Annotated in this window: 5 protein-coding genes; 1 reads left to right on the forward strand and 4 read right to left on the reverse strand. The window is 48.0% G+C overall.

Going from position 1 to position 7,983, the window contains the following annotated elements; all coding sequences use genetic code 11:
- Positions 1-19: 19 nt before the first annotated feature.
- The 4 genes from T538_RS17500 to T538_RS0101580 all read right to left on the reverse strand — a co-directional run bounded on the left by T538_RS17500 (position 20) and on the right by T538_RS0101580 (position 6,343).
- On the reverse strand, positions 20-1,546 hold the full coding sequence (locus tag T538_RS17500; RefSeq protein WP_081835045.1) for a carbohydrate binding domain-containing protein: 1,527 nt from the start codon (positions 1,544-1,546) through the stop codon (positions 20-22).
- A 17-nt stretch (positions 1,547-1,563) separates the two neighbouring features.
- Entirely contained in the window at positions 1,564-2,433 is an 870-nt protein-coding gene (locus T538_RS0101570; protein WP_231497048.1) for a DUF5689 domain-containing protein, read from the reverse strand.
- A gap of 12 nt (positions 2,434-2,445) precedes the next feature.
- A complete protein-coding gene (locus tag T538_RS0101575; RefSeq protein WP_031535488.1) occupies positions 2,446-5,145 on the reverse strand; it encodes a TonB-dependent receptor in 2,700 nt (899 codons plus the stop codon).
- A 151-nt stretch (positions 5,146-5,296) separates the two neighbouring features.
- Positions 5,297-6,343 carry an endonuclease/exonuclease/phosphatase family protein gene (locus tag T538_RS0101580; RefSeq protein WP_031535490.1) on the reverse strand — a complete coding sequence of 349 codons (1,047 nt, stop codon included), beginning with the start codon at positions 6,341-6,343 and terminating at the stop codon, positions 5,297-5,299.
- A 146-nt stretch (positions 6,344-6,489) separates the two neighbouring features.
- Between T538_RS0101580 and T538_RS0101585 the strand changes: the two genes are divergently transcribed.
- The gene (locus tag T538_RS0101585) at positions 6,490-7,740 is read left to right on the forward strand and encodes a nucleoside permease (protein WP_031535492.1); all 1,251 of its coding nucleotides are present in this window, start codon (positions 6,490-6,492) and stop codon (positions 7,738-7,740) included.
- Positions 7,741-7,983 lie beyond the last annotated feature (243 nt).

Here is a 7,983-nt window from a genome sequence, read left to right on the forward strand (position 1 = left end):
ATCTTTTCTGTTTTTGAGATTATCTTTTCTTTGCAGATGCTGCCTTAACAGCGTAGAGGCTTGCATCGTCGATAAGAACGCTCTTACCCGGCTTCTTTGAGTTCATTACAACAAGGCAGAGCTTTGTCTCAGTTTCGAGAGTGAAGGTATTGCTTACCTCCTTCCACTCGTCAGAAGAATCCACATAGATGTTTGGGTAAACGTAATTTACCTTATTTTCTGCATCTACAGTTGCATAGCCAAGCTCGATAGAAGCGTTAACGCCAGCCTCAGCCGACTTGTAGAATACTGAGAACTTATATGTTCCTGCAGCAAGAGTCATCTCGGCAGATGCAAGACGCTTGTTTGCTGTTGCACCCTCTACCAAGACTGAGTAATTGCCCGACTTAGCTGTTGTGTTCTGAGACAGAGTTGCATTGCTTGCTGTTGATGCGCTCTTCCAGCCTGTTGGAAGTCCGTCAGCCCAAGTTTCGAAACCGCCGTTTGAAAGCAGATTCTCGCCTACAGGGTCTGGAGTTGGAGTTGGGTCTGGAGTTGGCTCAACTGTTCCGCCGTTAAGAGAAACAATCTTGCTGCCCTGAGCGAACTCTGGAGTCTCCTTGTAGAGAGTAAGCTTACCAAGAACTACTACCTTGTCGCCAACCTTAATCTCGTCATCAGCCTTAAACTTCTCGCCGTTTACGCTGTAACCGCGATAAACCTCGAGCTGAGTTGGAGTCTTGCCATCGTCAGAGATGTAGTAAGTTGAGTTTCCGTAGCTACCAGTATCAATATTATCAATCTGAGAGATGATACCAGAAACATAAACCTCGTCTGTAGTATAAGTGCCAGCCTTGATTATTGCAAGAGCCTTAGCCACGTTGTAAGGGCTTGCAAGTGTACCCTCACCGGTTGGCTCAACAGTTGGAGTTGGGTCTGGCGTTGGAGTTGGCTCGTCGGCAACAGGAACACCAGCCTTTACAAGGAAGTTCTCGAGTTCCCAAGTTGAACATTCAGCCTGCTTTTCGCCACTCTTGTAAACGAATGCAAAGACAACTCTCTCCTTGTTTACCAAACCTTCAGGAAGAGCGATTTCCTTTGTCTTGAAAGTCCAGTCGCTTGCCTGCTCCGGAGTAAAGCCGAGGTCTGTCCAAGTAGCCTTGGTTACATCGCCAGCATAGTCGGTACTTGCAAGAATTCTGTGATTAGCCTTCAAGTCAGCCTCTTCTTTTGAACCGTAGCGTACAACATAGTCTACGCTAAGATAAGCGGCATTCTCGGTTGTAGTTGTGTTAATGGCAGGAGAAACAAGCCAAGCCTCGGTTGCTGTGTACGACTTGTCGTCGGCATTGTAGCCCGAAGCCTTTGCATATGTTGAGCCCAGCGACCACGCAATACCATTTACCGTAATGGTATTGAAGTTATTCTGCAACGAAGCGTTTTTGTAAGGCATCGTATAAGCAGCGGTTGGGTCGAAGTTCAACTCGTATGGCGCTGGAACATCGCTGCACGAAGCAACAGTAGCAGCCAAGCCAACCATTGTAAGTATTTTTGAATAAAGTTTCATAAATCTTCAGTTTAATGTTATTTTATTTTCTCTATATCGTCTTCAGAAATAAGCTGGAACTGCCAACTGCTGTTGTAGCGCGAAAGGATTCCCTGCATATTGAGCCATCCTTCGGGCAGCAGATTGTTGGCAAATGTCGCACTCGAACTTGTATAGAGCAGAATCTTTGTACTCTTGTCGCTGAACAAGATGTTGTTCTCGACCGAATATGTTGTTGCGCTTTCCTTGTGCGCATACATCGTGAATCCGTCAGCCTCCTTAATCTTAACGGTTTTCAGACTAACGAGCATTGGCGAGAGTTTTGAAAGGTCGCCATTCTTCACGTCATCGGCTGTAAGTTCGCGAGCCTTTACGTTTTTGGCATCAGCCTTGCCCACCTTCTGGATGTGCTTTGTCATTGACGGCAGGCACATTGGTCCGATGCGCTGGGTAGGTGTTGCGCTGGCGGTGATGTATGGCTCGCCAATCTTTGGGCATTGGCCATATCCGCCGATGTAAAGACCTTTCAGGCTGATGCGGACAACCTGTCCCACCGGGAAGATGGTGTAGAGGTTGCTGACACCCTTTATTCCGATGTTTATTCCCGGAACGTCAACATTAACAGTTCCGTCCTCGTTCATCTCCTGAATAACCATAACCTGATAGAGGTTTCCGGTGATGTCGCTACTTGTAACGATGCCCTCGATAACCAAGTCCTCGTTAATCGGGGTATGACCCGAGTTGGATATTATGCTGCTGTACTTGCTGCGCACCTTGCTGATGGTGGTGTTCGGAGTGCCCACGTTTTCTGCCGTAAACTTGTCGACAGAAACAGGCTCATCTTCGAAATCGTTCATACAAGCCGTACTTAGCAAACCTGCAAGCAATATTAAAAAATATTTCTTCATACTCAAAAAAGATTAAAAACGAAGACCAAGGTTAAGAAATGCGTTCAACGAATTTGCATACCAGCAGTATGGGTTCTTCGAGAACACAAATGTGCTCTTGTTTGCACGGTTCTGCTCGTATCCGCCAGTCTTCAGGTTAGTGTTGTTCAGCAGATTGTTTACCTGCAAGTTTACGCTAAGACGCTTTCCGTGAGGCAAACGGAACTGATGGCCTACAGAGGCATCGAGCATGAATCCGCCCTTGCACTTAGTCTGGGCATCGGTATAGCTTGCCAGAAGCTCGCCTGTCTCGGCATCATATACATTCTGTCCCTCCTTCTTTGCCACGTCGAAGGCATCGGTAAGCTGACCAGTATTTGTGTTTACAGATGTAGATGCGTTCAAATCGCTCATCTTTACAGTCTGATAGCCGATGTTATCCATTACGCTACCGATGCGGTTATAGACAGAAGCATCGATATAAACGCGGTCGTAATAGTTGAGGTTAGCACTCAAGTACCAGCCCTTGATGTTGTAGTCGAGTCCTACGCTGAGAGCGGTGAGCGGAGTGCTTCCGACATGAAGCCCGTCCATGAACACGCGCATCTGCTGGTTCTCGCCAGTTACAGGATTCTTCCAAGTGTTCAGGTTAGCGTATGTCTCGCCGTCCGAACCTTCGTATGCCAGACTTGCCTCTGGGTTGTTGGCATACTTAGCCTCGCTTACTGTTCCCAACAGCTTCAGGGTAAGATTGCTCATCAGTTTAACGTCGATGGCAGCCTCAACGCCGTAGAACTGCTTCTTCAGGCCAGTCATGCTGAGGTATGTAAGATAGCCGGCATCATCGTTGTAGAACGAAATCTGCTGAGTAAGGTTGCTCATCTCGGTATAGTAGCCGCTAACCTTACCGCTGAATGCTCCGATATGGAACATATATCCAGCTTCTGCGCTGTAGTCGAGTTCGGTACGCAGGTTGTTCACGAAGTTGTTCTGAACGCGCGGAGCAACAAAGGCGTTGTATGCAAGCGGAGCACGGCTCTCGACGCTTCCTCCGGCATAAACTGTTCCTGTCGGAATCTTATAAGCAAAACGTGCCTTTCCGCCGCCGCTAAGGAAATCGGCTGTGCCGCTGCTTCCCTTTGAGTATTCGAGAGCACGGCCGTTGCGCATTTTTCCGAAGCGTTCAATCCATGTGCCCTCGATGTTTCCGCCAAACAACGCGCTGAAGTCGCCAACAACGAACGAATACTGTCCCCAGCCGCGAGCCTTTGTTACGTTGATGTCGTAGTCGTAGCCAAATCGGCTGCCCTCTCTAACCACGCGGTTAGGGCGGTCAGCATCGTTCTGAATCTCTTTCGAGTCGCTTGCGTACTTAGACAATGAGTAACTGTCAACATCAATAAGTCGGTCGGCACCCAGAAGGTCGGCAAGCGTCTTGTAATGCATACCGTGGGTGTGCGAAAGATGTGCGCCCAAGGCGTAGCGTCCGAAGTTGTTCTTCAGAGTTCCGTCGATTACAGATGAAAGGTTGAAGGCCAACTGGTCGTTATGACGTTTTTCGAGATAGTAGAGTGCGCTCTTGCCTACTCCGTTGTTAGCCTGATTCTGGGCATACATCATGTCCCAGTTCATCTGACGGTCGGCCTTTGCGCCAGTCCAGCGGTCGTATAGCAGATTATACTGCTCAAGGATTCCCGGATTGTCGCCGAGGAATGTACCGTTGTTGAAGTTCTCGCGGTCGTACACGTTGAACACGCTGCTTGGCATGTTCTTGTAGTAGTCGGGACGAGGATTGTATGCGTTGTTGTAACTAACCGCCGTACTTGCATACTGCACATAACTGAATGCTGCGGTTGTTACGAGTTTTGTCTTGTTGCTTATATAATAGTCCCAAGTGAGCAGAGCCGATGGCGAATACTCGGTTACTACGCGCGAGTTGCGCTTCTTGCCGTTATAGTATCCCCAATATGGGTTGTAATAATGGCTGTTGGCAAGCCAGTAAGCCTCTTCGGTTGATGCTCCCTGCTGTCCGCGCTCGGTTGGCGCGCCCCATGTGTTGAACGAGACGTGGTGCTTGTCGTTGATGTACTTCTCAACACCGAACATATAACTGAACGAGTTGTAGAACGTACCTTCTATCGCACCCTCGTTTGCCCATCGGTATGCAGCCGAGAACATGTAAGCCCATCCGTCGCTCTTCACGCCCGAAGCGTATGTGTAGTTGCCGCGCAGAATGTAGTTTCTGTTTGTAGCAGCAAGGCCGAACTTGTGTCCAGCCGCATACTGTCCGGCACGAAGGTTTACGTTAGTACCGCCTCCGAAACTCAGGAAGCCGTAGTTGTTCACGTCAAGGAACGCCGAGCCCTCGCTGTTGCGTGTGGCATCGTTCAGACCGCCTGTCATTCCCGAGAAACTGAATCGTCCGCTCTCTACGTTGTTCAGCTTCACGCCATTGAAGTAGTTGTCGGAATACTGGCTGTCGTAGGCTCTATACTTAAATCGCATAGGGCTGAACAGATAGCCAACATTCTGCAAGTACAAGTCTTTGGTTCCTGTAACAAGCGAGATGGACTTTGCCGCGTCGTCATCATCGCTGAGTTGGTCCTCGGAGAAGATGAACGAAGCATTGTCGATGCGGTAGATGCCAAGAGAGTCGGTTTCTTTCGTCTGCTGCGCAAGGACGAGTGTTGCCGAACCAAACAGCATTGCCACCAATACCATCTTTTTGTTCATTTTTATTACTGTATTAGTTATTAATTTACAAATTCTTTGTAATATTCGCCTAACCAAAACAGATACGCCAATCTAACAACGTGTGTCTTACTTGAAAAACTCCGACTATTAGATTAGCGTACCAGATTCTGATAATACGATATTGTGTGTGTTACTTAACCTCCTTTATCAGGAAGATGCGGGTTGGCAGATGGTCGCTGTATCCATTCAGCCAGATGCCGCTTCCGTGAGTACGCTTTGGATATCCCTTGAACTTGCCCTCGTGCTCAAAGAGATAGTCGCGACTGAAGATTTCGGCCTTGTAGAACTTGAGGGTTGAACGGTCTGTGCCCAGAAGGTTTCCGGTAAAGATAATCTGGTCGAACAAGTTCCACTGGTCGCGGAACTTGAGCGTTCCGTTTCCGCCCGCCAGAATGTCCCACCAAGGATTGTAGAGGTCGGCGGCAACCTTGCAATGCTCAGGCTTGCGCTTTGCACCCAGAGCCTCTTTTATGCTTACGTTCATAGGGTCGTCGTTGAGGTCACCCATAATAATCACTTTCACATCAGGATTCTCGACAAGGAGCGAGTCTTTTATACGCTTTACCTGACGGCCTGCAATCTCGCGGCGGTCGCTCTTCGCGCCTCTCGAAGGCCAGTGGTTCACGATTACGGCAACGTCCTCGCCGGCAATCTCGCCACGGCACACCAAGAATCCGCGGGTACGGTGAACGGTGTCGCCATCCTCGTATATAAAAGGAACAAGTTTGTGGCTCTTGTACTTGAACAGTTGTGGGTTGTAGAAGGCTGCACAGTCAACGCCGCGCTTGTCCTCTCCTTCTTCGTGTATTATTTCATAGCCGAAAGGCTTCAGTTGCTCTTGATTGCGCAGATCCTCGAGCACACGGCGGTTCTCAACCTCAGACAATCCGATGAAGGCAGGACCTGCCGGAGCCATTTTGTCCTTGAAGTCGGCAAGTACCGTAGCCATGTTCTTCAGTTTGTTCTTGTACTTCAGTCCGGTCCAATGATAGCCACCATTTGGCAAAAACTCATAGTCGTTTTTATGAGCGTCGTGGATTGTATCGAACAAGTTCTCCTGATTGTAAAATGCCACGCAATACACGGCATACTTTTTCCCCGAATTCTGCGCCAAAGCACTAATTGGCAACACCAACTGCAACACAACAAGTGTACAGATTAGAAATACTTTCTTCATTCTTACGATTATATTATATCGGCAAAATTATAAAAATAATCGTTTTGACACATTTATTTAGAATAAAAAATGTATTTATATTTCGTCTACAAACATATTTTTATAACTTTGCGTCTTATTACACCGAATCGAAACGTAATTATAACATGAAAATAAGACTTATTATCCTGAGTTTTCTCCAGTTTGCAATCTGGGGAGCGTACCTCACATCAATGGGAGGTTATCTGGCAAGTGTCGGAATCGGCGCAAACATAGGCTGGTTTTACTCGGCACAGGGTTTTGTATCAATATTTATGCCGGCTATCATCGGTATTGCTGCCGACAGATGGGTTCAGGCACAGAAGATGCTTAGTTTCTGCCACATTGTTGCGGCATTATGTATGCTCACCGTTGGTTATCTGGGCATGACCTACGGCGAGAACGTAACCTTCGGGCAACTCTTCCCTGTCTATACGGTTGGAATTGCATTCTACATGCCTACCCTCGCCCTGAGCAACTCTGTTTCGTACAACGCGCTCGAAAAGTCGGGGCTCGACACGGTTGCCGATTTTCCGAGTATCCGAATCTTTGGAACCATCGGCTTCATCGTTTCCATGTGGATTGTCGATTTCACTCACCTTGCAACATCATACTGGCAGTTTTTCATAAGTGCGGCTTGGGGATTGCTGATGGCGGTCTACTCACTCACCATGCCTAAATGCCCAACAAAGCCTGCCGGCGAGAACAAGAGTCTGAAGGAGGCTCTCGGACTGGATGCTTTCTTCCTGTTCAAGCAGCCACGCATGGCTATGTTCTTCATCTTCTCTATGCTGCTGGGCGTTTGCCTGCAGATTACCAACGGATACGCATCGCCGTTCATTCAGAGTTTTGCAGCCGACGCCAACTATGCCGGATGCTACTTTGTTGAACATGCCAACCTGCTTATCTCGCTTTCGCAGATGAGCGAGACGTTCTGCATCCTGCTCATTCCGTTCTTCATGAAGCGTTACGGCATCAAGACTATCATGCTCATTGCCATGCTTGCATGGGTTTGCCGCTTCGGCTTCTTTGCCGTCGGAAATCCTTCTATGTCGGGCGTTGGATTACTCATCATCTCTATGATTGTCTACGGCGTGGCATTCGACTTCTTCAACATCAGCGGCTCGTTGTTTGTCGATCGCGAGACGGCTCACGACATCCGTTCAAGTGCTCAAGGCTTGTTCATGCTCATGACAAACGGTCTGGGTGCAGGTCTTGGAATGATTGCCGCGCAGTTGGTTGTTAATAGTTACACAACAAACGAGGGCAACTATCAGGTTGGCGAATGGTCTACCGTATGGTTCATCTTTGCTGCATACGCACTTGCCGTAAGCGTTTTGTTCGCACTTCTGTTCAAAGACAGCAAGGAGAGCAAATAAGACATCAGTTTTTTACAGATATAGGGCTTCGCTATTTTTTTCGGATAGCGAGGCCTTTTTTGTGCTTTAGAGAGAATTTTGAGAATCCTCAAAGCAGTTAAGGACTCATACAGGATAATTACAATAAGAAATATCCTTTTAGTAAATACAAAATAGTGGGAAGGTACGTCCAAGGTACGTCCAAGGTACGTCCAAGGTACGTCCAAGGTACGTCCAAGGTACGTCCAAGGTACGTCCAAGGTA

This window comes from Bacteroides sp. Ga6A2 (genome assembly GCF_000702225.1).
Taxonomy (GTDB): domain Bacteria; phylum Bacteroidota; class Bacteroidia; order Bacteroidales; family Bacteroidaceae; genus Ga6A1.

Bases quoted from the DNA above. Each gene is read 5' to 3' on its own strand.
- T538_RS17500 (WP_081835045.1), bottom strand. From the start codon at position 1,546: ATGAAACTTTATTCAAAAATACTTACAATGGTTGGCTTGGCTGCTACT.
- T538_RS0101585 (WP_031535492.1), top strand. From the start codon at position 6,490: ATGAAAATAAGACTTATTATCCTGAGTTTTCTCCAGTTTGCAATCTGG.
- T538_RS0101570 (WP_231497048.1), bottom strand. From the start codon at position 2,433: ATGAAGAAATATTTTTTAATATTGCTTGCAGGTTTGCTAAGTACGGCT.
- T538_RS0101575 (WP_031535488.1), bottom strand. From the start codon at position 5,145: ATGAACAAAAAGATGGTATTGGTGGCAATGCTGTTTGGTTCGGCAACA.
- T538_RS0101580 (WP_031535490.1), bottom strand. From the start codon at position 6,343: ATGAAGAAAGTATTTCTAATCTGTACACTTGTTGTGTTGCAGTTGGTG.